Origin of the sequence: Plantactinospora sp. BB1, from assembly GCF_003030385.1 — a bacterium.
Lineage (GTDB): Bacteria > Actinomycetota > Actinomycetes > Mycobacteriales > Micromonosporaceae > Plantactinospora.
Genome location: NZ_CP028159.1, coordinates 1,409,361 through 1,434,352, shown reverse-complemented (window position 1 = coordinate 1,434,352; position 24,992 = coordinate 1,409,361). Strand labels below are relative to the sequence as shown.

General features: G+C 73.5%; 23 protein-coding genes. All 23 read left to right on the top strand.

Annotated elements, in window-relative coordinates; genetic code table 11:
• Nucleotides 1-36 precede the first annotated feature (36 nt).
• Nucleotides 37-972 carry a thioesterase gene (locus C6W10_RS06035; RefSeq protein WP_199853310.1) on the top strand — a complete coding sequence of 312 codons (936 nt, stop codon included), beginning with the start codon at nucleotides 37-39 and terminating at the stop codon, nucleotides 970-972.
• Nucleotides 969-2,141, top strand: a complete 1,173-nt coding sequence (locus C6W10_RS06030; RefSeq protein WP_107257186.1) for a beta-ketoacyl synthase — start codon at nucleotides 969-971, stop codon at nucleotides 2,139-2,141. The genes C6W10_RS06035 and C6W10_RS06030 overlap by 4 nt, the downstream gene beginning before the upstream one ends.
• Nucleotides 2,138-3,274 (top strand): beta-ketoacyl synthase N-terminal-like domain-containing protein, encoded by a 1,137-nt coding sequence (locus C6W10_RS06025; RefSeq protein WP_107257185.1) that lies wholly within the window; start codon nucleotides 2,138-2,140, stop codon nucleotides 3,272-3,274. Before C6W10_RS06030 ends, C6W10_RS06025 begins: the two co-directional genes overlap by 4 nt.
• Nucleotides 3,268-4,158 carry an SDR family oxidoreductase gene (locus tag C6W10_RS06020; protein ID WP_107257184.1) on the top strand — a complete coding sequence of 297 codons (891 nt, stop codon included), beginning with the start codon at nucleotides 3,268-3,270 and terminating at the stop codon, nucleotides 4,156-4,158. Before C6W10_RS06025 ends, C6W10_RS06020 begins: the two co-directional genes overlap by 7 nt.
• 11 nt (nucleotides 4,159-4,169) lie before the next feature.
• The gene (locus C6W10_RS06015) at nucleotides 4,170-5,285 is read left to right on the top strand and encodes a beta-ketoacyl synthase N-terminal-like domain-containing protein (protein ID WP_199853879.1); all 1,116 of its coding nucleotides are present in this window, start codon (nucleotides 4,170-4,172) and stop codon (nucleotides 5,283-5,285) included.
• A 3-nt stretch (nucleotides 5,286-5,288) separates the two neighbouring features.
• Nucleotides 5,289-7,034: an acetyl-CoA carboxylase, carboxyltransferase subunit beta gene (accD, locus tag C6W10_RS06010; RefSeq protein ID WP_234361639.1), complete on the top strand. Its 1,746-nt coding sequence runs from the start codon at nucleotides 5,289-5,291 to the stop codon at nucleotides 7,032-7,034.
• Nucleotides 7,027-7,680: a biotin/lipoyl-containing protein gene (locus C6W10_RS06005; RefSeq protein WP_107257183.1), complete on the top strand. Its 654-nt coding sequence runs from the start codon at nucleotides 7,027-7,029 to the stop codon at nucleotides 7,678-7,680. The genes accD and C6W10_RS06005 overlap by 8 nt, the downstream gene beginning before the upstream one ends.
• A 10-nt stretch (nucleotides 7,681-7,690) precedes the next feature.
• Nucleotides 7,691-9,103: an acetyl/propionyl/methylcrotonyl-CoA carboxylase subunit alpha gene (locus C6W10_RS06000; protein WP_107263701.1), complete on the top strand. Its 1,413-nt coding sequence runs from the start codon at nucleotides 7,691-7,693 to the stop codon at nucleotides 9,101-9,103.
• Complete coding sequence (locus C6W10_RS05995) at nucleotides 9,096-9,359, top strand: acyl carrier protein (RefSeq protein WP_107257182.1); 264 nt, start codon at nucleotides 9,096-9,098, stop codon at nucleotides 9,357-9,359. The genes C6W10_RS06000 and C6W10_RS05995 overlap by 8 nt, the downstream gene beginning before the upstream one ends.
• Nucleotides 9,356-9,739, top strand: coding sequence for a 3-hydroxyacyl-ACP dehydratase FabZ family protein (locus C6W10_RS05990; protein ID WP_107257181.1), 384 nt, complete (start codon nucleotides 9,356-9,358; stop codon nucleotides 9,737-9,739). The genes C6W10_RS05995 and C6W10_RS05990 overlap by 4 nt, the downstream gene beginning before the upstream one ends.
• Complete coding sequence (locus tag C6W10_RS05985; protein WP_107257180.1) at nucleotides 9,736-10,230, top strand: 3-hydroxyacyl-ACP dehydratase FabZ family protein; 495 nt, start codon at nucleotides 9,736-9,738, stop codon at nucleotides 10,228-10,230. Before C6W10_RS05990 ends, C6W10_RS05985 begins: the two co-directional genes overlap by 4 nt.
• Before the next feature lie 8 nt (nucleotides 10,231-10,238).
• Nucleotides 10,239-10,985: a 3-oxoacyl-[acyl-carrier-protein] reductase gene (fabG, locus tag C6W10_RS05980; RefSeq protein WP_107257179.1), complete on the top strand. Its 747-nt coding sequence runs from the start codon at nucleotides 10,239-10,241 to the stop codon at nucleotides 10,983-10,985.
• 33 nt (nucleotides 10,986-11,018) lie between these two features.
• Nucleotides 11,019-11,765 carry a 2-hydroxychromene-2-carboxylate isomerase gene (locus tag C6W10_RS05975; protein ID WP_107257178.1) on the top strand — a complete coding sequence of 249 codons (747 nt, stop codon included), beginning with the start codon at nucleotides 11,019-11,021 and terminating at the stop codon, nucleotides 11,763-11,765.
• A 100-nt stretch (nucleotides 11,766-11,865) separates the two neighbouring features.
• Nucleotides 11,866-13,716: a fatty acyl-AMP ligase gene (locus C6W10_RS05970; protein WP_159104484.1), complete on the top strand. Its 1,851-nt coding sequence runs from the start codon at nucleotides 11,866-11,868 to the stop codon at nucleotides 13,714-13,716.
• 5 nt (nucleotides 13,717-13,721) lie between these two features.
• On the top strand, nucleotides 13,722-15,542 hold the full coding sequence (locus tag C6W10_RS05965) for an acyl-CoA dehydrogenase family protein (protein WP_107263700.1): 1,821 nt from the start codon (nucleotides 13,722-13,724) through the stop codon (nucleotides 15,540-15,542).
• Nucleotides 15,539-17,260: an acyl-CoA dehydrogenase gene (locus C6W10_RS05960; RefSeq protein WP_107257176.1), complete on the top strand. Its 1,722-nt coding sequence runs from the start codon at nucleotides 15,539-15,541 to the stop codon at nucleotides 17,258-17,260. The genes C6W10_RS05965 and C6W10_RS05960 overlap by 4 nt, the downstream gene beginning before the upstream one ends.
• A 32-nt stretch (nucleotides 17,261-17,292) precedes the next feature.
• Nucleotides 17,293-17,562 carry an acyl carrier protein gene (locus tag C6W10_RS05955; RefSeq protein ID WP_107257175.1) on the top strand — a complete coding sequence of 90 codons (270 nt, stop codon included), beginning with the start codon at nucleotides 17,293-17,295 and terminating at the stop codon, nucleotides 17,560-17,562.
• The gene (locus tag C6W10_RS05950) at nucleotides 17,559-19,046 is read left to right on the top strand and encodes a condensation domain-containing protein (protein WP_107257174.1); all 1,488 of its coding nucleotides are present in this window, start codon (nucleotides 17,559-17,561) and stop codon (nucleotides 19,044-19,046) included. Before C6W10_RS05955 ends, C6W10_RS05950 begins: the two co-directional genes overlap by 4 nt.
• A 126-nt stretch (nucleotides 19,047-19,172) precedes the next feature.
• A complete protein-coding gene (locus C6W10_RS05945; RefSeq protein WP_234361638.1) occupies nucleotides 19,173-19,907 on the top strand; it encodes an ABC transporter ATP-binding protein in 735 nt (244 codons plus the stop codon).
• A complete protein-coding gene (locus C6W10_RS05940) occupies nucleotides 19,901-22,393 on the top strand; it encodes an FtsX-like permease family protein (protein ID WP_199853878.1) in 2,493 nt (830 codons plus the stop codon). The genes C6W10_RS05945 and C6W10_RS05940 overlap by 7 nt, the downstream gene beginning before the upstream one ends.
• Nucleotides 22,394-22,720: 327 nt before the next feature.
• Nucleotides 22,721-23,695 (top strand): 2,3-diaminopropionate biosynthesis protein SbnA, encoded by a 975-nt coding sequence (gene sbnA, locus C6W10_RS05935; protein WP_234361874.1) that lies wholly within the window; start codon nucleotides 22,721-22,723, stop codon nucleotides 23,693-23,695.
• Nucleotides 23,696-23,704: 9 nt separating this feature from the next.
• Nucleotides 23,705-24,721 carry a 2,3-diaminopropionate biosynthesis protein SbnB gene (gene sbnB, locus C6W10_RS05930; RefSeq protein ID WP_107257171.1) on the top strand — a complete coding sequence of 339 codons (1,017 nt, stop codon included), beginning with the start codon at nucleotides 23,705-23,707 and terminating at the stop codon, nucleotides 24,719-24,721.
• 42 nt (nucleotides 24,722-24,763) lie between these two features.
• Entirely contained in the window at nucleotides 24,764-24,979 is a 216-nt protein-coding gene (locus tag C6W10_RS05925) for an MbtH family NRPS accessory protein (protein WP_101365415.1), read from the top strand.
• The last annotated feature ends 13 nt before the right edge of the window (nucleotides 24,980-24,992 follow it).

Here is a 24,992-nt window from a genome sequence, read left to right as displayed (position 1 = left end):
GCACCCCGTCCCGTCTCCGAACCAGCCGCGGACGGCGTGACCCGTGTGGAGCTGCGGCCCCGGTACGAGGGGTCCAACATCTGCACCTGGATCGGCTTCAAGCACGTCAACTACCTGGTCGAGGAGGCCGTCCTCGACCACCTGCGGCAGCGCGGCTTCGCGCCCGGCGGGCTCTACGAGCGGCACGGCCTCTGCGTCGACATCGTCGACATCGACAGCCGGATCACCCACGCCTTCCACATCGACGACGTGGCGACCGCCGAGGTCCGGCCGCTGCCCGGCGACGCGCTCGCCTTCGCGGTGGAGATCTCGGTCAACGGCGCACCGCCGATCAAGGCGGTCACCGCCAAGGTCCGGGTGGAGCTGCGCCTCGACCCGCACGGGCACCCGGTGCAGCAGGTGCCGGCCGAGCTGGCCCCGTACACGGTGTCCCGGCTGGGGCAGTCGCCGGTCAAGGTGACCCGGCCGGCCGCCTCCGGTCCGGCGCCCGAGGGCGACCTGCTGGCCGGGCTCACCGCCGGGCGCAACGCGTACGCCTGGAAGTGGCGGATCCCGTACTTCTACTGCCACTTCACCGAGCGGATGCAGATGTCCGGCTACCTGCGGCAGATGGAGGAGGTCGTCGACCTCTTCCTGGCCGACCGGAACGTCTCGATCAAGCGGCTGCTGGACGAGCAGGACTGGATCCCGGTGGTGCCGCACTCCCGGATCACCATCCTGGACGAGGCGCGGATGGAGGAGGACCTCTACACCGTCTTCACCGTCGAGAACGTCTTCAAGCGGCTCACCTACACCTCGCGGATGGACTGCTACGTGCTCCGGGACGGCATCCTGGTGCCGACCGCCACGGGGAAGATCACCCACGGGTACGCGGTGATCGAGAACCGCCGCGACTGGAGCCTGGTGGACTTCGACGACCGTCTCGCCAGCGCGCTGGAAGGCACGCCGGCTGCTCCGAGTACGCGTCGATGACCGGCGTCGCCATCACCGGCCTCGGTGTCGTCACGTGCCACGGCAGTGGTACGCGCGCCCTCTGGGACGCGATGATGGCGGCACCGGTTACCGACCCGGGTCCCGTGCCGGACCCGTACGCGAACATGGACGTGCCGGCGGTGCAGGGTGTCCCCGACGCCGACCTGCCGGCGCAGTCGCAGGCGCTCGCCCGGACGTCCCGGCTGGCGCTGACCGCGATCGACGAGGCCATCGCCGACGCCGGCCTGCCGCTGGACGGGCCGGCGACGGCGGGGTCCCGGATCGGCCTGGCCCTGGGCACCTGCATGGGTGACGCGAGCCTGCACGAGCAGTGGCGGGCGGACGGCGGCAAGCCGGCCGCCCGGTTCACCACCGAGGTCGGGGTCGCCTCGGCGGTCGCCGACCGGCTCGGGCCGCTGAGCGTCGTGACCACGATCAGCAACGCCTGCGCGGCCGGCGGCTTCGCCCTCGGCGCCGCCGCCGACCTGGTCCGCTCCGGCGAGGCGGACGTGGTGCTGACGGTCGGCGCGGACGCGTACAGCCGGGTGATGCTGGCCTGCTTCAACCGGATGGGCGCGGTGGACCCGGTCCGGTGCCGCCCCTTCGACCTGAACCGCCGGGGTACGTCGTTCGGCGAGGCCGCCGGCGTCCTGGTGGTCGAGTCGGCGGAGCACGCCCGGGCCCGGGGCGCCACCGTGCAGGCCGTGGTGGAGGGCTCCGGCTGGACCTGCGACGCCTACCACCTGACCGCGCCGGAGCCGGAGGGGACCCAGATCGTCCGGGCGATGCGGGCGGCGCTGGACTCCACCGGTGCCGACCAACGGATCGGCTGCGTCCTGCCGCACGGCACCGGTACCCAGCTCAACGACGTGGTGGAGAGCCGGGCCCTCAACGAGGTGCTCGGCGCCGACGTGCCGCTCTACAGCCTCAAGGCGCTGATCGGGCACACCGGCGGGGCGGCGGCCGCGGTCGCGGCGGTGGCGGCGGCGCTGATCCTGCGGCACCGGACCGTGCCGCCGAACGTGCCGATCGCCGAGCAGGACCCGGAGTGCCGGGTCTGGCTGCCGCAGGGCATGGTCACCCCGCTCGGGTCGGACCGGATCATGGTCAACGGGTACGCCTTCGGCGGCAACAACGTGTCGCTGGTGCTCGCGGGGGCCGGCGGATGAGCCGGGACGGTGTCGGGGTGGCCGGCCGGCCGCCCGGGGTGGGCGCACCGCCGGGGCAGCTCGACAGTCTCCCGGCCGGGTTCTCCCCGGTCGCCGGGCCGACCCGGAACGCCACGCTTGAGCAGGCGTGGGCTCCGCTGCCGTCGGTCGGCCGGGTGGCCGGCCGGATGCCGCCCGCCGGCCAGGTCGTGGTCACCGGGATCGGCGTCTGCGCGCCGCCGGTGGAGCGGCCGGCGGCCGACGGCGCCTGGTTCGACGTACGCACCCAGCTCGGGCGGCGCGGCTACAAGTACCTGCCGGCGGCCTGCCAGTACCTGCTGGTCGCCGGGCGGCAGGCCCTCGACGACGCCGGAGACTGCCTCACCGGTGCCGCCGAGCAGGACCGGGGCGTGGTGATCGGCACCAACAACGGTGCGGCGGCGCTGCACGACGAGCAGGACCGCACCGTGATCGCCGAGCACGCCAGCGAGCTGAGCCCGGTCACCGCCCCGTACGGCGCGGTCAACGTGCTGACCAGCCGGCTGTCGATGGAGCACGGGTTCACCGGGATCAGCCTGACCCTGATCTCGCCGCTCGTCGCCGGCCTGGAGTCGGTGCAGGTCGGGGCGCGGGCCTTCGCGGCCGGCCGCGCCGACCTGCTGCTCGCCGGTGCGATGGAGCAGGCGGTGCCGGCACCCGAGGCGGCGGCACCGGAGGAGGGCGCGGTGGTGCTGGTGCTGGAGCCGCCGGAGCGGGCGGCGGCGCGCGGCGCCACCGGCTACGGCCGGTGCGCGGTCCGCACCCTGCTGCTGCCGCCGCACGGGCTCGCCGCCGGGGCGGCCCGGGAGCGGGCCGTGGCCGTGCTCCGGGAGGCGGCGCACAGCCTCGGCGCCGACCAGGTCCCGGTGCACGCCGTGCTGGACGACTCGCCGGTCAGCGAGCTGGTGGCCGGGGCGGTGCCGGCCGCCGTCGGCCCGGTGCGCGACGCGGGCCCGCCCGCCGCCGGCAGCCTCACCCCGATGCTCCGGCTGGCCGACCGGCTGCGTGCCGCCGACGGGGACAGCCTGCTGGTCACCGCGGCCGGCACCGGAAACGTGGCGATGGTCCGGATCTGGCGTACCGCCGGATCGACACAAAGGAGCGCGGGATGCTGATTCCCCTGGAAGGCACGTGGAGTCTGCTGCTGGGCGCGTCCAGCGGCATGGGGCGGGCGACCGCGCTGGCGCTGGCCCGGGAGGGCGGCAACGTCATCGGGGTGCACCTGGACATGGGCGAGCGGGCCCAGGCGGCCAGGGAGCTCGAAGCGGAACTGCGCGGGTACGGGGTCGAGGCGCATTTCTTCAACGTCAACGCGTCCAGCCGGTCCACCCGGGAGCAGCTGCTGCCCACCATCGCCGAGCTGACCGGGCCGCGCGGGCTGCACGTCGTGATGCACTCGCTGGCGTTCGGCTCGCTGCTGCCGTACCTGCCGCGCGCCGGCTGGGACCGGACGCTGGGCCAGCGGCAGATGGAGATGACCGTCGACGTGATGGCGCACAGCCTCGTCTACTGGGTGCAGGACCTGATGGCGGCGAAGCTGCTGCACCGGGGCGCCAAGGTCTACGCGATGACCAGCTCCGGCGCCACCTCGGTGATGCCGAGCTACGGCGCGGTGTCGGCCGCCAAGTGTGCGCTGGAGTCGCACGTCCGGCAGCTCGCCTGCGAACTCGCCAGGTACGGCGTCGCCGTGAACGCGCTCTGCGCCGGAGTCACCGTCACCCCGGCGCTGGAGCGGATCCCGGAGCACACCCAGTTCGTCGCCCAGGCCGGCGCCACCAACCCGCACGGCCGGCTGACCCAGCCGGAGGACGTGGCCGAGGCGATCCTGCTGCTGTCCCGTACCGACTCGTCCTGGATCACCGGCAACACGATCGGGGTCGACGGGGCCGAGAACATCGCCGGAATTCCGGCCTGGAGTCCCCGGCACGCCGAGGCCGTCGAGCCGGACGTCACGCCCGAGCCGAGCGGGGCGCCGGTCGCGGCGCCGGTCGCGGTCTGAGAGGGAGAGAGATGACCGTCACCACCATCGCCTCGGACGAACTGGTGCTCTCCGGCTGGTCGGCCGCGTCGGCATTCGGGCTCGGCGCCGAGCGGTTCACCGCCGGCCTGCGGGCCGGGGCCGCCGCGGTGACCGCGCTGGACCGGGAGGTCTGGCCCGGACCGTACGAGCGGGCCGGGCTGATCCCCGGCTTCGACGTCGCCGAGGTGCTCGGCAAGAAGGGCACCCGGTCGATGGACCGGGCCACCGGGATCGCCGTGGCCACCGTCGGGATGCTGCTCGACCGGTACGGCCGGGAGCGGCTCGGCGAGCCCGAACGGCTCGGCCTGGTGCTGGGCACCAACTCCGGCAGCGTGCAGAGCATCATGGACTTCACCCGGGAGTCGCTGACCGGGGCGAAGCCGTTCCACGTCGACCCGGCGCGCTTCCCGAACACGGTGATGAACCGTGCCGCCGGGCAGAGCGCGATCTGGTACGGGCTGAAGGGCCCGAACACCACCATCGCGGGCGGCTCGCTGACCGGCCTGCTGGCGCTGAACTACGCGGTACGGCTGCACCGGTGCGGCCACTCCGAGCCGGTGCTCTGCGGCGCGGTCGAGGAGTACTCGGTGTCGCGCGGCTGGCTGGAGTGGCACGCCCGGTCCCGGGACGGCGCCGCCCCGGCCGACGGTACGACGCCGCTCGGCGAGGGGTGCGCGATCTTCCTGCTGGAGTCGTACTCCAGTGCGGTCCGGCAGCAGCGCCAGCCGCTGGCGGCGGTCCGGGGCTCCCGGTTCCTCGCCTTCGCCGACCCGTCGGCGGTGCGTACCGTGCTGGCCCGGGCCGTCGCGGAGGCGCTGGCCGGAGCCGGCCTGAGCCCGGCGGACGTGACGGTGCTGGCCGCCTCGGACAGCGGTGACGAGTTCGGCGCGCAGGAGGAGGCCGCGCTGGCCGACGTGCTCGGTGCGGCCCGGCCGACCCGGGTGCACTGCCGGGCGCTGCTCGGCGACACCTCGGCGGCCTCGTCGGCGTTCCAACTCGCCGGTGCGCTCGCCGAACTCACCGACCGTCCCGACGGCATCGCGCTGGTCACCGGGGTGGACCGGGACGGCCAGGTCGGCGCCACCCTGCTCGGCGCGGTGGGCTGAGTCGTGGGAGCCTCCACACTGGACCTGATCAACGGGCTGCCGGACGGCGTGTGGCAGCCGTGCCCGCGCTGCGCGGCGCTGCTGCACCGGGACCGGCTCGCCCGGGCCCTGCACACCTGCCCCGAGTGCGGTCACCACCTGCCGCTGCGCGCCGACGACCGGATCGCGCTGCTGGTCGACCCGGACAGCTTCGTCGAGCACGACGCCGACCTCACCGCCGCCGACCCGCTGGAGTTCACCGACCGGATGCCGTACCCGCAGCGGCTGGCCCGGGCCCGGGCCAGGACCGGCCGGGCCGACGGCGCCGTGCTGGGGATGGCGACCATCGGCGGGCACCGGGTCGCGCTGGTGGTGCTCGACTTCGCCTTCCTCGGCGGCAGCATGGGCTCGGTCGTCGGCGAGAAGGTCGCCCGGGCCGCCGAGACGGCGCTGGACCACGGGGTACCACTGGTCGCGGTCAGCGCCTCCGGTGGCGCCCGGATGCAGGAGGGCGTGCTCTCGCTGTTGCAGATGGCCAAGACCGCCGCCGCGATCCGGCTGCTCCGGGACGCCGGGGTGCCCTACGTCAGCGTGCTCACCGACCCGGTGTACGGCGGGGTGGCCGCCTCCTTCGCCAGCCTCGGCGACGTGATCATCGCCGAGGAGGGGACCCGGGCCGGTTTCGCCGGGCCCCGGGTGATCGAGCAGACCATCCGGCAGCCACTGCCGGCGGGCTTCCAGACCGCACGCTTCCTGCACGAGCACGGCCACGTCGACCTGGTGGTACGCCGTCAGGAACTGCGGGGCGTACTGGCCCGGCTGGTCGGCTTCTGCGCGGCGGCGGCCGGCACCTCGGCCGGGAGCCCGGTGGCGACCGCCGCTCGCCGGCCGTCCCGTGCCCCGGGCCACGACGACCGGCCGGAGCGCGCGGTGGACGCCTGGACGGCGGTGGGCCGGGCCCGGGCCGCCGACCGGCCGACGGTGCGGCAGCACATCGAGCGGATCTTCGGCGACTTCGTCGAGCTGCACGGTGACCGCTGGGAACGGGACGACTCCGCGATCGTCGGCGGGCTGGCCCGGCTGGACGGCAGCCCGGTGGTGGTGGTCGGGCATGCCAAGGGGCGGGACACCAGGGAGAACGTGGCGAACAACTTCGGCATGCCGCACCCGGCGGGCTACCGCAAGGTGATGCGGCTCTTCGAGCTGGCGCAGCGCTGGGGCGTACCGGTGGTGACCCTGGTGGACACCCCTGGGGCGTACCCCGGACTCGCCGCCGAGGAGGGCAACCAGAGCGCCGCGATCGCCGAGACGCTGGCGCTGGCGGCGGGGCTGCGTACCCCGGTGGTCGCGGTGATCACCGGCGAGGGCGGCAGCGGCGGCGCCCTGGCGCTGGCGGTCGCGGACCGGCTGCTGATCCAGGAGAACGGCGTCTTCTCGGTGATCAGCCCGGAGGGCTGCGCCGTGATCCTCTTCGGCGACGCCGGGCAGGCCCCGGTGGCCGCCCGGGCGCTGCGGCTGCGCGCCGAGGACCTCGGCCGGCTCGGTGTGGTCGACGAGATCCTGCCGGAGCCGCCCGGCGACCCGGAGCGGGCCGCCGGACTCGTCGCCGAGGCGGTCGGCCGGCTGCTGCGCCAGCTCGCCGGGGTCCCGGTCGAGGAACTGCTGGCCGCCCGCTACCGCCGGCTGCGCGGCTACGGCGTGCTGGCCCCGGACGGCACCGCCACCGGCAGCCCGGTGGCGGAACCCTGGAAGGAAGGCGCGCATGTCTGAGCAGGTCCGCGAATCGACCGCCGCCCGGGCGGCCAACGGCACCGGCCCGGTGACCGCGAACGGCACCGGGCCGACGGCCGCGAACGGCGGCGGAGCGCACTCCGCTGGAGCGGCGGTGCCGGCCGGTGCCGGGCCGGGCGACGCCGCGTTGCGCGGGGCGGTACGGGCCGCCGCCGAGGTGGCGGAACTGGTCCGGGACCCGGCGATCCGGCGGGTCCGGGTGCGGGTGGCCGACGTCCAGATCGAGGTCGAGGGCGCCGAGCCGGGCCGGGAGGCGGTCGTCACCGTCACCGGCGACCCGGCGGTGACCGGCGCGGCGCTCTCCGCAGTGCCCGGCGCGGCCGTGGCGGCGGTACCGGGCGCGGCCGTGGCCGCCGTCGCCACGGCGGTCGCCCCGGCGGCCGGCACCGTGCCGGTGACGGCACCGCTGATGGGGGTCTTCTACCGGTCTCCCGGCCCGGACCAGCCGCCCTTCGCCGAGATCGGCCAGCGGGTCGAGGCCGGCGACCAGGTCGCGATCGTGGAGGCGATGAAGATGATGAACCCGGTCCTCACCGACCGGGCCGGGATCGTCCGGGCCGTGCACGTCACCGACGGCGAGGTCGTCGAGTACGAGCAGCCGCTGCTCAGCATCGAGCCGGGCTGAGGTGCCGACGATGGTCAACCGGGTACTCATCTGCAACCGGGGCGAGATCGCCGTCCGGATCATCCGCGCCTGCCGCGACCTCGGCCTGGAGAGCGTGCAGGTCTACTCCTCCGCCGACCGGGACAGCCTGGCGGTGCAGCTCGCCGACCAGGCGGTGCACATCGGACCGGGCCCGGTCGCCCGCAGCTACACCAACATCCCGGCGATCCTCTACGCCGCCGCCAAGTCCGGCGCCGACGCGGTGCACCCGGGCTGCGGCTTCGTCTCCGAGGACCCGGTCTTCGCCGCCTCCTGCCGCAACGTCGGGCTCACCTTCGTCGGCCCGGCCGCCGAGCACATCGCGCTGATGGGCGACAAGGTGGCCGCCCGGGCGGCGATGCGGGCCGCCGGGGTACCGGTGTTGCCCGGCTCGGACGGCACCGTCGACTCGCTCGGCGACGCGGTGACGGTCGGCGCCGAGATCGGCTTCCCGCTCATCGTCAAGGCGGTGGCCGGCGGCGGTGGCCGGGGCATCGCGGTGGTGCACCAGGCCGAGGACCTGCCGCTGGCGTACGAGACGACCCGGTCCGCCGCGCGGACCCTCTTCGGCGACGACCGGGTCTACCTGGAGCGCTACCTGCCGGCCGCCCGGCACATCGAGGTGCAGATACTCGCCGACGCGCACGGCACCGTGCTGCACCTCGGCGAGCGGGACTGCTCGGTCCAGCGCCGGCACCAGAAGCTGGTCGAGGAGTCCCCGTCCCCGGCGCTGGACCCGGGGCTGCGGGAGCGGCTCTGCGCGGCGGCGGTGGCCGGGGCCCGGGACATCGGCTACGTCAGCGCCGGCACCTTCGAGTTCCTGGTCGCGCCGGACGGTGCGGCGTACTTCATGGAGATGAACACCCGGCTCCAGGTCGAGCACCCGATCACCGAGGTACGTACCGGGATCGACATCGTCGCCTGGATGATCCGGATCGCCGCCGGGGAACGGCTGGACCTGACCCAGTCCGACGTCCGGTTCGAGGGGCACTCGATCGAGGCGCGGATCAACGCCGAGGACGTCGACCGGGACTGGGCCGGTTCGACCGGCCGGCTGCACGGGCTGCGGATGCCGGCCGGTCCCGGCGTACGGGTGGACAGCCACCTCTACGACGGCTACGTCGTACCGCCGTTCTACGACTCGCTGCTGGCCAAGGTCGTCACGCACGGCGCCACCCGGGAGGAGGCGCTGCGCCGGCTGGACCGGGCGCTGGCCGAGTACCGGTCGGCGGGGGTGACCACGAACGTCGGCTTCCACCGCCGGCTGCTGCGCCATCCCGGCTTCCGCTCCGGCGACTACCAGCTCGGCGTCGTCGAGTCCGTGCTCGCCGAGCCATCCCCGGGCGAGGACGCCCACTCCGAGGACCACGAGATCCACACCGAAAGGACGGAAAGTCATGTCTGACCAGCTCACCACGAGGCTCGACAAGGAAGACCTCCGGCAGCTCATCGCCGACACCATCGACGTCGACCTCTCCGACGTCACCGACGACGCGCACTTCGTCAACGACCTGGAGGTGGACTCCCTGATGGCCCTGGAGATCACCGTCCGGCTGGAGAAGCGGTACGGCGTCAAGATGGAGGAGAGCGAGCTGATCGCGGTCAGCACGCTGGACAGCACCTACCAGCTCCTCGACGGCAAGCTGCGGGGCGGCTCGTGACGCCGCGCTGCGCGCCCCTGGCGGACCTGGTGGAACTGGTCGAGGCCGACGACTCCTCGGCGGTCTCGACCGCGAAGGTGGATCCCGGCGACCCGGTCTTCACCGGGCACTTCCCGGGCTTTCCGGTGCTGCCCGGGGTGTACGTGGTCGAACTGGTCGGCCAGACCGTACGGGCGGCGCTGGGCGAGGGTCGCCGCCCCGAGCTGGCCGCGATGGACCGGTGCCGTTTCCTCAGCCCGGTCGCGCCCGGCGACGAACTGCGGATCGAGGCGAAGTTCTCCTGGGCCGGGCCGGAACTGCGCTGCACAGCCAAGATCAACACGGGGCGCGGTCCGGCCGCCGACCTGCGCCTGCGCTACCGCTTCGAGGAGAACCGATGATCGGGGTTGCCGGGATCAGGAAGGTGATACCCCAGCGGTATCCGATCCTGCTGCTCGACCGGGTGGTCGAGCTGGTGCCGGGTGAGCGGCTGGCCGCGCTCAAGGCGGTGACCTGTAGCGAGGCCTGCTACGAACTGCTCGACGAGACGTCCGTGGACCGCGACTACGCGTACCCGGGGACGTTGATCGTCGAGTCCTGGGCCCAGGCGGCGGTGCTGCTGGCGAGCTGGGAGACCCCCAACCCGGACGTGCTGGCCGGGAAGGTGGTGCTGGCCGGGTCGATCAGCAACGTCACCTTCGGCAACCCGGTCTACCCCGGGGACGTCCTCGAACACCGGGTCCGGCTGGTCAAGGTCATCGGCGAGACGGTGATCCTCGAGGGCGAGACCGTGGTCGGCGGCGAGCCGGTGATGCGGCTCGGCCAGTTCGTGCAGACCCTGCGCCCGCTGGACGCGCTGCGCCCGGCCGGCCCGACCCCGGTCGGGGTGTGAGGAGCGACATGAGCGAGAACGAGCGACGGGTCGCGCTGGTCAGCGGCGGATCCCGGGGCATCGGCCGGGCGGTGGTGAGCCGACTGGCCGCCGACGGCTTCGACGTGGCCTTCTGCTTCCAGGCCAACGCGGAGGCGGCGGAACTGGCGGCCAAGGCGGCCCGCGAGGCCGGGGCCCGGGTACTGACCCGGCAGGTCGACGTGGTGGACCTGGCGCAGGTACGCGACTTCGTCTCCGCCACCGAGGACGAGCTGGGCCCGATCGACGCGGTGGTGACCGTCGCCGGGGTGACCCGGGACCGGCCGCTGGTGCTGATGGGCGAGGACGAGTGGCACAGCGTGCTGCGGACCAACCTGGACGGCACCTACACGGTGTGCCGGTCCGCGGTCTTCGCGATGATGAAGCGGCGGCGCGGCGCGGTGGTGACGCTCTCCTCGGTGGCCGGGGTGGCCGGCAACGCCGGGCAGACCAACTACTCGGCGTCCAAGGCCGGGATCATCGGCTTCACCAAGGCGCTGGCCAAGGAGATGGGCCGGTACGGCATCCGCGCCAACGTCGTCGCACCCGGCTTCATCGAGACCGACATGACCGCGGGGCTGCCGCCGGCGGTCACCAAGGAGATGCTGGGCCGGATCCCGCTGGGCCGGTTCGGCCGGGCGGAGGAGACCGCCGACCTGGTCGGCTTCCTCGTCTCGGACCGGGCCTCCTACGTCACCGGCCAGGTCTTCCAAGTCGACGGCGGCATCGCGCTGTAGCGCGCCCGCCCCGAAGCACCCGAGGAGTTTCCCATGGCGGTGCGCCGCACCCCACGGTTCTACTTCAGCCTGCGCAGCCCGTACTCCTGGCTCGCCTACCGGGACCTGCACCAGCGGTATCCGGAGCTGGTGTCCGAGTTGGACTGGGTGCCGTTCTGGGAGCCGGACGAGCAGAGTTCGCGGCTGCTCGCCGAGGCCGGCGGCGAGTTCGTCTACACCGCGATGTCCCGGGCCAAGCACCTCTACGTGCTCCAGGACGTCCGGCGGCTCACCGCCGAGCGCGGGCTGACGTTCAGCTGGCCGGTCGACCGGGAGCCGGTCTGGGAGATCCCGCACCTCGGCTACCTGGTGGCGGCGCGGCACGGTGCCGGACCGGCCTACCTGGAACGGGCGTACCGGGCCAGGTGGGAGGAGGGTCGGAACATCTGCGACCGGTCCACGGTCGCCGAGATCGCCGCCGAGCTGGGGCTCGACCCGGCCGAGGTCTCCGGGGCGGCGGACGATCCGGAGGTACGTCGCCAGGGCGTCGGGGCGCTGCTCGACATCTACCGCGACGGCGTGTTCGGGGTGCCGTTCTTCGTACACGGCTTCGACCGGTTCTGGGGGGTGGACCGGCTGGCCGCGTTCGCCGCCTCGGTCGCCGCCAAGCGCCGTCCCGCGAAGCCCCGTCCCGCCGAGCCGCCGCAGGTGCCGGGGAACGGTGAGGGGGCGGCACCGGAGCCGGTGCTGGTGGGTACGCCGGGCCGGACCGACGAGGGGCATGCCGGCGGCTGCGGCTGAGCCCGTTGATATAGCCCGAATATGGACGTCGATCGTACGGTCTGCCACGGAAACGCCGATGGCGCGGTGGACGCCGTGCGGAGAAGCCGGGGAAACAAACGTGTCCAAGGGAAGCATCGTCGAGGCGGTCCGGCACAACGTGGCCGGATCGCCGGAACGGCAGGCGGTGGTGTTCTGCCGTGGTGCGGGGGAGCGGTTCGTCGAGACGTCCCTGACGTACGCCGAACTCGACCGGGCGGCCCGGTCGACGGCGGCCTGGCTGGGCCGGCGGTGCCGGCCGGGTGACCGCGCGCTGCTGCTGTATCCGACCGGGTTGGAGTTCGTGGCCGGCTTCCTCGGCTGCCTCTACGCGGGCGTGATCCCGGTGCCGGTGCCGCTGCCGGCGAACTACCGGCACCACGCCGACCGGACCAGCGCGATCGCCCGGAACGCGGACGTGGCGGTGGTGCTGACCGATCCGGCAAACCTGGGCGCGGTCGACGACTGGATGCTCCAGGAGGGACTGGACCACCTGGCCTTCGCGGCGACCGACCTGGACGCCCCGGGTGGGGGCGGCGGCGCGGCGGACCCGACCGACGGCGCGGGGTCGGCCGGACCGACCGACGCCGCCGGGCCGGCGACCGACGACCGGTGGCGGCCCTATCCGGCCCGCCCCGACGACATCGCGTTCCTCCAGTACACCTCGGGCTCGACCAGCGACCCGAAGGGCGTGATGGTCACCCACGGCAACGTGCTGCACAACATCGGCTCGGTGCACCGCACCCTCGGCTGGACCGACCAGACCCGGTTCTGTAGCTGGCTGCCGCTCTATCACGACATGGGCCTGATCGCGATGCTGATCGCGCCGCTCTATCTCGGCAGCACCGCCGTGCTGATCCGGCCCAACGACTTCCTCAAGCGGCCGCAGCTGTGGCTGGAGGCGATCGATCGGTACGGCGCCGAGGTGGCCTGCGCGCCGAACTTCGCGTACGACCTCTGCGCCCGGCTGCTCACCGACGAGCAGGTCGCCGCGCTGGACCTGTCCCGCTGGCGGTACGCCTGCAACGGCGCCGAGCCGATCGACCCGGCCACCCTGGAGCGGTTCGCCGCCCGGTTCGCCCCGGCCGGTTTCCGCTACGAGTCGTTCCTGCCGACGTACGGGCTGGCCGAGGCGACGCTCTGCGTCACCGGGGCCCGCCCGGCCGGTGCCCCGGTGACGGCGTACGTCGACCCCGCCGAGCTGGCCCGGGACGTCTTCACCCCGCTGCCCGCCGGTACGCCCTCCGGGCTGGCCCTGGTCGGCAGCGGCCGGGTCAACGCGCTGGACGTACGGATCATCGACCCCGGCACCTCCACGGTGCTGCCGGACGGCCGGGTCGGCGAGGTGTGGATCCGGGGCGGCAGCGTGACCCGGGGCTACTGGGGGGACCCGGAGGCGACCCGGCGGGCCTTCGGCGCGGTGACCGCGGACGGCGACGGCGGCTTCCTGCGTACCGGTGACCTCGGCACCCTCGACGACGGCGAGCTGTACGTCACCGGCCGGATCAAGGAAATGATGATCGTGCACGGCCGCAACCTCTACCCGCACGACGTGGAGCGGGAGGTCCGGGAGGTCGCCGAGGCGTTCGCCGGGCTGCCCTGCGCGGTCTTCTCGGTGCCGGCGCCCCGGGAGGAGATCGTGGTGGTCCAGGAGCTGCGCACCCGGGCCCGGGACGCCGCCGAGATCGCCGGGCTGGCCGCTGCGGTCAAGTCGACGCTGAGCCGGATCCTCGGGCTCCGGGTGGCGAACGTCGTCTTCGTCCGGGTCGGTCAGGTCCGGCGTACCACCAGCGGAAAGATCCAGCGCACCATGATGCGGGAACTCTTCGTCTCCGGCGTGCTGGACGCGACGTACGAGGATCTCGATCCGGAGGTCCGGGACCGCTACCGGGCCGGGCGGGCCGCGCAGCCGGTGCCGGCCGGGCGGGGGTGACCGGGATGCGCTATCCGGCCTTCGCCCTCGCCGAGCATCTCGACCACGGCCTCGGCGACCCGCACGACCCGGACCGGCCGGCCTCGTTCGCCCGCTGCGTCGCGCTGGACGCCCGGGAGGAGTTCCCGGCCGAGATCTGCGCCGAGCTGGACCGGCTCGGCCTGCCCCGCTGGTACGTGCCGGCCGAGTTCGGCGGCGAGCTGCGCGACTACGAGGAGCTGCTGCACGCGGTACGGATCCTGGCCCGCCGGGACCTGACCGTCGCGATCGGGCACGGCAAGACCTACCTCGGTGCCGTCTCGGCCTGGGTCGGCGCCACCCCGGAGCAGGCCCGCCGGGTCGGTGCCGAGGTGCTCGCCGGCAGCGTGATCTCGCTGGCGCTGACCGAGCGGGAGCACGGCAGCGACCTGCTCGCCGGTGAGGTGTCGGCGGTGCCGACCGGGGACGGCTACCGGGTCGACGGCGAGAAGTGGCTGATCAACAACGCCAGCCGGGGGGACGTGGTCTGCGTACTCGCCCGGACCGAACCGGCCGGCGGCACCCGGGGCTTCAGCCTGTTGATGGTGGACAAGCGGCGGCTCGCCCCCGGCACCTTCCGCTGCCTGCCCAAGGAGCGCACCCACGGGGTACGCGGGGCGGACATCAGCGGGATCGCCTTCACCGGCGCCGAGGTGCCGGCCGACGCACTGGTCGGCTCGACCGGCGCCGGCCCGGAGATCGTGCTGAAGAGCGTCCAGCTCACCCGCACCATGTGCGCGGCGATGTCGCTCGGCCTGGCCGACCAGGCGCTGCGGCTGGTCCTCGACTTCGCCACCGCGCACCGGCTCTACGACCGGCCGCTGGTCGACCTGCCGCACGCGAACCGCACCCTCACCGAGGCGTACGTCGACCTGCTGATCGGCGAGGCCACCAGCATGCTGACCGCGCGCGGCATCCACGCCACCCCCGGCGAGCTGAGCGTCACCTCGGCGGTCGCCAAATACCTGGTGCCGACGATGATGGACCGGACCATCCCGAGGCTGGGCCAGGTGCTCGGGGCCCGCGCCCTGCTCACCGCCGACCACGCCGACGGGCTGTTCCAGAAGATCGAACGCGACCACCGGATCGTCGGCATCTTCGACGGCAACACCCTGGTCAACCTGAACACCCTGGTCAACCAGTTCCCGGGCCTGGTACGCGGCTACCGGCGGGGCGTGGTCGACCCCGGGCTGGCCGACACCGTCGAGCTGGCCCGGCCGCTGCCCGACTTCGACCGGAGCCGGCTGGCACTGCTCTCCCGGACCGGGTGCAGCGTGGTGCAGCGGTTGCCGGTCGCCGTCGCCGAGGTACTGGAACTCGTCGACGCCGGCATCGCCCCGCAGGCGCTGGCCGGCCAGGCCGAGACGCTGGCCGGGCTGGTCGACGGGCTGCACGAGCGGATGGCCGCGTACCGGCCGCAGCCCCGGCAGGTGCCGGCCGAGGCGTTCGCGATGGCCGGCGAGTACGCGCTCGCCTTCGCCGCCGCCGCCTGCCTGCAACTCTGGCTGCGCAACCGGCACTGGCTCGCCGACGGCCCGACCGCCCCGCTCTGGGCGGACGCCCGCTGGCTGCGCGCCTGCCTGCACCGGCTGATCGGGCAGCTCCGCCCGGCCGACGGGACCGGCTCCGAGCCCGACGACGGCGAGGACTACGACCGGCTGCTGCCGGACCTGCGGGCCCAGCACCGCGAGGGCCGGCTCTTCTCCCTGCTCCCGGCCCGGCTCGCCGAGGCGGGTCCGCAGACGTCCGAGCCCGCGGCGCGCTCCGCCGAGCCGGCCGCAGAGCTTTCCGAGGTGGCAGCCCGATGAGCGTCGACACCGCCCGCGTCACCGGCCCGGTCCCGGCTCCCGACGCCGACCCGGACCTGGAGACGTACCTCGGGAATCCGCACGATCCGACGAACCCGGTCGGCTATCCGGCGCTGCTCGCCGCCGACGAGCGCGGCGAACTGCTCGCCGACGGCGAGCGGGCGCTCGACGGGTACGGGCTGAACGCCGAGTTCGTGCCCCGGGCCCTCGGCGGCCGGTTCGACCGGGCCGACCGGCTGGCCCAGGTGCTGCGCGCGGTGTTCCGCCGGGACACCACCCTCGGGGTCGGCTACGGGGTCACCACCTTCATCGCCGCCACCCCGGTCTGGACCGACGGCACCGCCCGGCAGCGGCGCTGGATGGCCGACCTGCTGCTGCGGCACGGGAAGGCGTCGGCCGGCTACAACGAACTGGCGCACGGCACCGACTTCGGCCGGGCCGAGCTGCGGGCCCGGCCCGACGGCGACCGCTTCCTGGTGACCGGTCGCAAGGAGATGGTCGGCAACCTGAGCCGGGCGGACGCGGTGACGCTCTTCGCCCGCACCGACGACCGGCCGGGCAGCCGCAGCCACTCACATCTGCTGCTGGACATGGCCGCGCTGCCGGCGGAGCACCTGCGGCAGTTGCGCCGCTACCGCACCGCCGGGGTGCGCGGGGTGCTGCTCGGCGGGCTGGAGTTCGACGGCTGCCCGGTGCCGGCCGACGCGGTCGTCGGCGAACCCGGCGGCGCGATGGAGACGGTGCTGCGGGCCTTCCAGGTGACCCGGGGCGTACTGCCCGGGATGGCGGTCGGGATCGTCGACACCCAACTGCGTACGGTGCTGCGGTTCGCCCTCGACCGCCGGCTGTACGGGCTGCCGGTGGCCGAGCTGCCGCACGCCCGGACCACCCTGGTCGACGCCTTCCTGGACCTGCTGATCAGCGACTGTCTGGCCACCGTGGTGGCCCGGGCCCTGCACGTGCTGCCGGGGCAGACCAGTGTCTACAGCGCCGCCGTGAAATACCTGGTGCCGAAGATGTTGCAGGAGGCGGTGCACCGGCTCTCGGTGGTGCTGGGTGCCCGGTCGTACCTGCGGGACGGCCCGTACGCGATCTTCCAGAAGAACCTGCGGGACCTGCTCGCCGCGACGCTCACCCACGCCAGCGCGGCGGTCTGCCAGGCGACGATCATCCCGCAACTGCCCCGGCTGGCCCAGCAGGGCTGGCGCTCGTCGCCGGCACCGCCGCCGGAGCTGTTCCGGCTCGGCGGATCGTTGCCGCCGCTGGACTTCGGCGCTCTCGGGCTCTCCGCCCGGGGGGTGGACAGCCTGGCCGGCACGCTCCGGGAACACGGCGCCGAACCGGGTGCCGAGCCGGCCCTCGCCCGGCTCTGCGGGCTCTTCACCGCCGAACTCGACCGACTCGCCGAGATCTGCGCCGACCTGCCGCCCCGGGACCGTACCGTGATCGCCGGCCGGCGCAGCTTCGAGCTGACCGACCGGTACACGACGGTGCTGGCCGCCGCCGCCTGCCTCGGGGTGTGGCGGCACAACCAGGACGACCCGTTCCTGCGGGACACCCCGTGGCTGCTCGCCGCGCTGACCCGGCTCGCCGGACGGCTGGGCCTCGACCCGGGCGCGGCACCGGACGGGCTGGAGCGGCACCTCTTCGTCGAGCTGCTGGAGCGGTACCAGGACAACCGCGGCTTCGATCTCGTCAACCGGCGTCTCGCCGGCTGACCGTCTCCGTCCGTACGCCAAAGGAGTGCACCATGTCCGGAACCATCCAAGACACCTCCGTCGACGCCATCCGTAGCTGGCTGGTCGGCCGGATCGCCTTCTATCTGCAACGGTCGGCCGAGGAGATCGACGCCGACGCCCCGCTGGTCGAGATCGGCCTCGACTCGGTATACGCGATGACCCTGAGCGGGGACGTGGAGGAGCGGTTCGACATCGAGGTGGAGCCCACGATGGCCTGGGACCACCCGAGCGTCAACGCCCTCGCCAAGCACCTGCACGGCGTGCTGGGCGCCCGGGGATGACCGTGCAGGGCATCCGCTCGGACGAGTCGGCGGCCGGGCCGGCCGGTCCGCTGTCCGGCCCCGGCCATCCACTCTCGGTCGGGCAGGAGGCGCTCTGGTTCCTCTACCAGCTCGCGCCGGAGAGCCCGGCGTACAACATCACCCTCGCGGTCCGGGTCCGGTCCGCGCTGGACGTCGCGGCGCTGGGCCGGGCGGTCGGCGCGCTGGTGGCCCGGCACCCGGTGCTCGGCACGGCCTTCGCCGAGGTCGACGGGGTACCCCGGCAGTTCGTTCCGCCGGCCGGTGCCGGGCCGGCGGACGGCTCCCGGTGGCTGGAGGTCCGGGACGTTCCGGGCCGCACCGACGAGGCGCTGCTCGGGCTGGCCCGGTCGGTCGGCGAGGTGCCGTTCCGGCTCGGTGCCGGCGACGTCTTCCGGGTGGTGCTGCTGCGCCGCTCCGCCGAGGACGCCGCCCTGGTCGTGGTCACCCACCACATCATCAGCGACGCCACCTCGCAGTGGCTGCTGCTGCGGGACCTGCTGGCTGGATACCAGGGGATCGCGGCCGGTGGCGCCCCGGACTGGGCGCCGCTGACCGGCAGCTTCCTGGACTACGTCGAGGCGGAGCGGGTACTCCTCGACTCGGCCCGACGGGAGCGGCTGGAACGGTACTGGCGGAACCGCTGCACCGGCGTGTCGGCCGGGGCGATCCCGGTCGACCGGCCCCGACCGGAGCGGCAGACCTTCGACGGGGCGACCTACCACCTGCGGCTCCCCGACGAGCTGACGGCCCGGGTCCGGGCGGCGGCCTCGGCGGCCGGGGTGACCCCGTTCGCCTTCCTGCTCGGGGTCTTCCAGGCCACCCTGTACCGGTACGGCGGCCAGGACGACTTCGCGGTCGGCTGCCCGGTGGCGACCCGGCACGGCCGGGGGCTGCGGGAGGTGGTCGGCTACCTGGTCAACACCCTGGTGTTGCGTTCGTCGTTCGCCACCGGGGCCACCTTCGCCGACGCGGTGGCGGCGGCACACCGGGAACTCCTCTCCGGACTGGCCCACGTCGGCTACCCGTTCCCGCTGCTGGACCGGATGCTCGGCGGGGCCCGGGGCAGCACCCGGTCGCCGCTGTTCCGAATCGCTTTCACGATGGTCGCGGCGGACCGGCTGGACCCGCCGCTGCCGCTGGTGCCGGAGGGCGCCGCCGTCGGCCCGGAGATCTCCTACCGGGGGCTTCGGCTGGCCGCGTTCGACGTACCGCAGCTGGAGGGGCAGTTCGACCTCAACGTGGAGCTGCGCCAGGCGGAGGATTCATTCACCGGTGCCTTCCGGTACAACACGGATTTGTTCGACGGTGCGACCATAGAGCGGCTTACCGGGCACTACCGCCGGCTGCTGGAGGCGGCTACCGCCGACCCGACGCGCCGGATCGACCGGGTCTCCCTTGTCGACAGCGCACAACTGGAACAACTGCTCGCGTTGGGTACCGGCGGCGTCTCGCCCGGGCAGTGAACCGGGGAACACCCGAATCCCGGGGGGAACCGCCCGAAACCCGGGACACCTCAGGGTCGCCGGTCCGGGGGTTCTCAGGGTGGTATCTCATGTGTCGATCTAACGATCAGTGATTGGATGCTCGCTATGGAGCAGGCTGTGCGGCTGGAGTCGCTGAGCAAGACGTACGGTTCGGGTCAGAACGAGGTGGCCGCCCTGAGAGGCGTGTCGCTCGACCTGCGGGCCGGAAGCTTCACGGCGATCATGGGGCCGTCCGGCTCGGGCAAGTCGACCCTCCTACAGTGCGCGGCCGGGCTGGACCGGCCGACCGGCGGCCGGGTGGTGATCGGCGGCACCGACCTGACCGGGCTGAGCGAGACCGCGCTGACGCTGCTCCGGCGGGACAAGATCGGCTTCGTCTTCCAGGCCTTCAACCTGCTGCCGTCGCTGACCGCCGAGCAGAACGTGGCGCTGCCGCTGCGGCTGGCCGGCCGCAAGCCGAGCCGGTCCGAGGTGGCGGAGGTACTCGCCGAGGTGGGGCTCGGCAACCGGGGCGGGCACCGGCCGGCGCAGCTCTCCGGCGGTCAGCAGCAGCGGGTCGCGATCGCCCGCGCCCTGGTCACGAAGCCGGCGGTGCTCTTCGCCGACGAGCCGACCGGTGCGCTGGACACCAGCACCAGCCGGGAGGTGCTGGCGCTGCTGCGCGGCCTGGTCGACCGGCACCAGCAGACCATCGTGATGGTCACGCACGACCCGGTGACCGCCGCCAACGCGGACCGGGTGGTCTTCCTCGCCGACGGGGTGCTCGCCGGTGAGCTGGTCAACCCGACGGCGGAGACGATCGCCGCCCGGATGACGCGCATGGAGGTCGGCGCGTGCTGAGCATCGCGTTGCAGACCCTGCGGGTGCGCTGGGCCGCGTTCGTCGGTACCTTCGTCGCGCTGACCCTGGGCGCCGGCATGATCGCCGCGATGGGGCTGGAGATCGGCGCCACCCTGGGGCTGCCCGAGCGGGCGCCGCAGCGGTTCGCCGCCGCCCCGGTGGTGGTCGCCGCGCTCGACCCGGAGTGGGATCCGGCCCGGCACGATCCGGGCAGCCGCTCGCTGATCCAGGCCCGGGGCATCTCCGACGCGCTGGCCGCCGAGGTCGGCGCGCTGGGCCGGACGGTACCGGTCCGCAACTTCTACGCCCAGCTCGCCGGCGGCCCCGACGACCAGGTCGGGCACGGCTGGTCCAGCGCCGAGTTCGCGCCGTACGCGCTGGCCGCCGGCCGGCCGCCACAGGCCGACACCGAGGTCGTGGTGCCGAGCGGCGGTGCCAGGCCGGGCGAGCGGGTCACCGTCTTCACCACCGGCGGGCCACGCGACTACACCGTCGCCGGGGTGACGGCGCCGGCCGACTTCGAGTCCGCGGTCTTCTTCACCGACGCCGAGGCGGCCCGGCTCTCGCCCCGGGTCGAGGCGCTGGTCGCCTACGGGGCGCCGGAGGCGGTACGCCAGGCCGTCGGCGGGGACGCCGAGGTGCTCACCGGTCAGCGGCGCAACGTGCTCGACCCGAGCTACAACGCCGACCGGGAGGCGATCGACAACACCCAGACGCTGCTGCCGATCACCGCCGTGGTCGCCGGCTTCGTCTCGATCTTCCTGGTCGCCTCGACCTTCGCCTTCGCGGTCGCCCAGCGGCGCCGGGAGATCGCCCTGCTCCGCACGGTCGGCGCCACGCCCCGGCAGGTACGCCGGATGGTGCTCACCGAGGCGTTCGTGGTCGGGCTCGCCTCCGCGATCGCCGGCTGCGCCCTCGGGCTCGCCGTCGCGCCGCTGCTCGCCGGCTGGATGGTCGACCTCGGGCTCGCCCCGCCGTGGTTCACCGTCGGGTTCTCCACCGGGCCGGCGGTCTGGGTGCCGCTGCTGATCGCCTTCTGCGTGGGGCTGGGAGTGGCGCTGGCCGGGGTCTGGGCGGCGTCCCGCCGGGCCGGTGACGTACGCCCGATCGAGGCGCTCCGGGACGCCGCCGTCGACTCCCGCACCATGACCTCCGGCCGGTGGCTCTACGGCCTGCTCGCGCTCGCCTTCGGACTGGTCACCATCGGCTGGGTGGCGGTGGTGAACCCGGGCATGGTGATGGTGCCGACCCGGTACATCGGGGTGCTGATGCTGCCGATCCTCGCCTTCGCGCTGCTCGCCCCGGTGGTGGTCAAGCCGATCGCCCGACTGATCACCTGGCCGCTCGGCCGGCTCCGCGGTGCCGCCGGGATGCTGGTCCGGGAGAGCGCGCTGACCTCGGTGCGGCGCACCGCGGCCACCGCCGCGCCGGTGCTGCTCACCGTCGGGCTCTCCATCTCGCTGCTCGGCGCCGCCGCCACCATCGACCGGGCCAAGGACAGCGGCCGGCGCAACCAGGTCACCGCCGACTTCGTGGTCACCCCGGACGGTACGCCCGGGGTCAACGAGGCGGTCACCGAGCGGGTGCGGGCCATCCCCGGCGTCGACGTGGTCGCCGCGCTGCCGACCATGGTGTACGTCCGGGACGACGCCCGGCTCGCCGACTACGAGGCGCTGGCCGTCGACCCGGCGGCGCTGTCGGGCACCCTGAGCCTGCCTGTCGACGAGGGCAACCCGGCCGAGCTGCGCGACGACACCATCATCGTCAACGACGACTGGGGAGTGGGGGTCGGCGAGACCGTCGAGGTCTTCATGGCCGACGGCAGCAGCGTGCCGCTGCGGGTGGTGGCGGTGCTCGACACCACCTCGGGCAGCAACGACGTCGCCTACCTGAGCACGAAGTACGCCGGCACCGCCAGGTACGCCTTCACCGGCCTGGCCCGCCGGGTCTACGTCTCGGTGCAGGACGGCACCGACCCGGCGGCCGTCCGGTCGGCGCTGGGCAGCGCCACCGCCGGGCTGGGTGCCCGGGCGGTCGCGGCGGAGGACTGGCTCGGCGAGGAGAGCAGCGAGAACAGCCAGGCCAGCACCCTGGGCATGCTGCTGGTGCTCGGCATCGCGATCGTCTTCTGCCTCATCGCCATCGTCAACACGCTGGTGATGGCGACCTCGGACCGGCTCCGGGACCTGGCGATCCTGCGGCTGGCCGGCGCCACCCCGCGACAGGTGCTCCGGGTCTTCGCCGCCGAGTCGCTGCTGGTGGCCGGCGTCGGGGTGCTGCTCGCGGTCGGGGCGTCGGCGGTGAACCTGGCCGGGCTGCGGCTCGCCCTGGGGCAGCTCGTCGGGGCGACCCCGGTCAGCGTGCCGTGGGGCACCGTCGCGGTGATCACGGTGGTCAGCGCCGCGCTGGCCGTACTCGGTGCGGTGGTGCCGGTCCGGCTCGCCTTCCGGTCCGGCGCGGTCGAGCTGGCCGGCGTACGCGAATAACCGCCCACATCGGACCCTTTCCGGGCTCCGTCACCTGTTTTCTCAGGTGGCGGAGCCCGGTTCGTTTTCGAAGATAGTTTCGATATGGGGCTGGTATAGCCGCGGGTCGCAGGATGACTAGGAGCCGAGAAAGCAGGCCGGCGCCAACCGTGGGAACGGCACCTGGGGTGACGTTTCCGGGGAACGTAACTGACCCGCGAAGGGAAAGCCGTGCCAATGGACCTTTTACGACCTGGAGAGCACGGCGCCTGCACGCCGGCTCTCACCGGCGGCCACGACCAACCTCAAGGGGAGGTTGAAAAAGGTTCACCGCACGCGCTGAAGGGCATCCTCGCGGCCGTCGGGAACACACCCCTGGTGGAACTCGAACGCCTGGTCCCCGATTCTCGAATCAAGGTGTTCGCCAAGCTGGAGCGCTTCAATCCCGGCGGCAGCGTCAAGGACCGGACCGCGCTGAGCATGCTGTTGGAGAAAATTCGCAGTGGCGAACTCCAGCCGGGCCGGTCGGTGGTGGTCGAGTCGAGCTCGGGAAACCTGGCCGTCGGGCTCGCCCAGATCTGCCGGTATTTCGGGCTCCGGTTCGTCTGTGTCGTGGACGCGAAGACGACCGAACAGAACCTCGCGATACTGCGGGCGTACCAGGCGTCGGTCGAGGTGGTGAACCGGCCCGATCCGGACAGCGGCGAGTACCTGCCGGTGCGGGTACGCCGGGTCCGCGAACTGGTCTCGAACACCCCGCACGCGTTCTGGCCCAACCAGTACGCGAACCCGCTCAACCCGGTCGCGCACCGGCAGACGATGACCGAGATCGTCGAGGCGCTCGACGGTTCCGTCGACTACCTGTTCTGCGCGGTCAGCTCCTGCGGCACCCTGCGCGGTTGCGCGGACTACGTCCGGCAGCACGGCCTGAACACGAAGATCGTCGCGGTCGACGCGGTCGGCAGCATGATCTTCGAGGGGCAGCAGCCGATCGAGCGGCTGCTGCCCGGGCACGGCGCGTCGCTACGGCCGGGACTCTTCGACCCGGACGCCGCCGACGAGGTCATCCACGTGACCGACCTGGAGTGCGTCGCCGCCTGCCGCCGGCTCACCGCCCGGGAGGCGATCCTGGCCGGCGGCTCCTCCGGGGCCACCGTGGCGGCCCTGGAGCGGCGCGTTGCGAGCATCCCCGAGGACGCGAAGTGCGTGCTCATCTTCCCCGACGGTGGCGACCGCTACCTCGACACGATCTATTCCGACGACTGGGTACGGAGCCGCTTCGGTGAAGTTTCGCACCTCTGGAAGGAAGCCTCCGGTGGGTGATCAGGCCTGATGCTGATCCTTCGACATGACGACGTGCGGCAGATCCTCGCCGAGCGCGAACTCGCGCTGATCGAGCTGGTCGGCGAGGCGTACCGGTTGCACGACGAGGGTGCCACCGCGGTACCGCACTCGATCTTTCTCCGCTTTCCCGACCAGCCGCGCAACCGGATCATCGGGCTGCCCGCGTACGTCGGCGGGAAGTCGCCGGCCGCCGGGATGAAGTGGATCGCCTCCTGGCCGGGGAACATCGCCTCCGGGCTGGCCCGGGCCAGCGCCTCGATCGTGATCAACGACCTGGACACCGGAGCGCCGACGGCGCTGCTCGAAGGCTCGGTGATCTCCGCCAAGCGGACCGCGGCCAGTGCGGCGCTGGCGGCCCGGCTGCTGGTCCGCGAGCCCGGGCCGAGCGGGGTGACGCTGATCGGCTGCGGCGTGATCAACCTCGAGGTGCTGCGCTTCCTGCTCGCCGCGCTGCCGACGCTGACCGAGGTGACCCTCTTCGACAGCGACTGCACCCGGGCGGCGGCGTTCGCCCGGCAGTGCGCGGACCTCTCGCCGACCCTGCACGTGACGCTGGCCGCCGACGCCGGCCGGGCCGTCGCGGCGCACGACCTGGTCTCGATCGCCACCACGGCGGCCGAGCCGCACCTCGACCTCGGCCCGGCCCGCCCCGGCACGCTCGTGCTGCACGTCTCGCTGCGCGACCTGACCCCGGCGACGATCCTGGCCAGCCAGAACGTGGTCGACGACGCCGACCACGTCTGCCGGGAACGGACCTCGCTGCACCTGACCGAACAGCAGGTCGGGCACCGCGACTTCATCGACGCGCCGATCGGTCAGATCCTGCGCGGCACCGGCGGCTTCCGCCGCGATCCCGGCCGGATGGTGGTCTTCTCGCCGTTCGGCCTCGGCGCCTTGGACATCGCCCTCGCGGAGTTCGTCCGGGCCGCCGCCGTCGAGCGGGGCCTCGGCATCCGCGTCGACGACTTCCTGCCCGCCACCGGCGGCACCGCCTATCCCAGGTGATCCGGCCCCGGCCGGAGCCTCGACCAACCACAAGGAGTTCCAATGGCTGACGAGCAGACCGACGACCGGGTGTACCGGGTGGTCCGCAACGACGAGGAGCAGTACTCCATCTGGCCCGCCGACCGGGATCTGCCGGCGGGCTGGCACGCCGAGGGCACCGAGGGCCCGCGTGCCGACTGCCTCGCCCGGATCGGCGAGGTCTGGACCGACATGCGCCCGCTGAGCCTGCGCCAGCGGATGGCGGCAGCGCAGAGCTGACCGCCCCCGCAAC